1 protein-coding gene is annotated in these 1,316 nt (G+C 38.8%); it reads right to left on the minus strand.

The features are described from left to right. Nucleotides 1–319, minus strand: a 319-nt coding sequence (locus BP896_RS01865) for a PaREP1 family protein (RefSeq protein ID WP_291765081.1), incomplete at its 3' end; no start/stop codon positions are given. Nucleotides 320–1,316 lie beyond the last annotated feature (997 nt).

The following is a 1,316-nucleotide window of genomic DNA, read 5'->3' on the forward strand; positions in this document are numbered from 1 at the left end:
CAAGAACCTTAGCCACGGCAAGCATGTAGCCAATGGGCATGAAGGCTATTATGAAGTCAGTTAAGCTAACCCTCTTACCATCCCTAGTCCCCCTAATACCCTTGAATCTCCTCGCTAATTCATCACTATAATTAACAGCCAAGGCAGCCAACAACGCCTTCCAGGCTTGAAAGGCCTTACCAGCCGCGTTTCTATAAAGCCCTGCATCAAGGAACTTCAACGCTAACTCAGACTCATATCTAGCCTCCAGAAGGCGGCCCTTCCTATACTCCTCAGTATCCTTCCAAGGTTTACTAAGTTTTAATGGTATAGAACTCACATGTATTTAACCATGCCCCTACTTAATAATATTTACGCAAAGACCTTAGGTAAAAGATGATTCAGCTAATGAAGGTGGAAAACACGTAGATAAACACGATGCCTATACATCCATAATAATGTAGTCAGTAAGGAAGGAGGGCGAGGAGGACATAATACAGATTATTTAAGGAAAGCTAATGGACTTACAATGGGGTTTCGTCATTAGGATTACATGGGAAGAGCCTTGCCCAGGAATCCAAGTGCCCTTAACCTTAAGATTCTTAATGCCCATGATTTACTAAATGCTGAAACCGCGAACTTACGTGTATCATAAACGTAAGCTTAATTTCTCATTATCTTACTTTACTTAAGGTAGCAATCATTATCACCATTATAATGGGGGAATGCTCATAGGTAAGCATCTACAGTATGATAGTGATGGGTAATTGGGTTACGGTATCGACTAAGGCCAGGATGGAGATATTTGAGAAGGCTAAGGCATATGAAATTAATACTTCCAAGCCTATGCATGGCCCTGGAGGAGGTTATGTGTAGGGAAAAGGGGATTAATAACATTACCTAATGAGGCATCTAAGGAATCTAGAAAGATTAGTGAAATATATGGTGATGACTTTACTGTGAGGAGTGTATGTGAAGACTGTAAATTAAGATGGGACTTGTATTTGATTTAAGTATCATCATAAGGTTGATTGAGTTGAACCCTAATAAGGCGGTAAATATTTTAAGGATGCAATATACCATGGATCTGGCGTATTACGAAATTGGTATTACTTTTAGTAAATTATCATCAGCAATAAACTGGGATTACTGATTAAGGTATTTAATAAGGCCCTTAGCCTAATTAATGACGCATTAATGAGGGATCTAGGTAATGATATTCTTAACCTGGCTAAGAAAAATTAACATTACATTACTATGCATCCTACGTTTACTCTGTAATGAAACTTAGCACTAGGTTAGTAACTGAGGATGGGGAGTTAATGGATATGTTTCCG

Source organism: Caldivirga sp. UBA161, assembly GCF_002506515.1.
Taxonomy (GTDB): domain Archaea; phylum Thermoproteota; class Thermoprotei; order Thermoproteales; family Thermocladiaceae; genus Caldivirga.